Source organism: Streptomyces sp. GbtcB7 (assembly GCF_019091445.1).
GTDB classification, from domain to species: Bacteria; Actinomycetota; Actinomycetes; order Streptomycetales; family Streptomycetaceae; genus Streptomyces; species Streptomyces mirabilis.
On sequence record NZ_JAGXJM010000780.1, the window covers coordinates 1 to 229 of the forward strand.

Annotated in this window: 1 protein-coding gene; it reads left to right on the forward strand. The window is 76.0% G+C overall.

The window, feature by feature from the left end; genetic code table 11:
• Positions 1 to 229 (forward strand): LuxR C-terminal-related transcriptional regulator (locus KVT44_RS57535; protein ID WP_217577267.1); only part of this gene is annotated, 229 nt, incomplete at both ends.

A 229-nucleotide genomic window follows, 5' to 3' on the forward strand; every position in this document is an offset into this window, starting at 1 on the left:
GATCGACGCGGTGCGCCGTTCGGCCGTCGGCGACCCGGTGTTCACGCCGGGCCTCGCGGGCCTGGTCCTCGGCGAGTACCGCCGGCTGGCTTCCGTGCCCGCCCCCGCCGCGGGCGCCGACGTGCCCAAGGCCCCGCAGCTCACCGACCGCGAGACCGAGGTGTTGCGCCTGGTCGCCAAGGGCCTGCGCTACAAGCAGATCGCCGCGCGCCTGGTCATCTCCCACCGC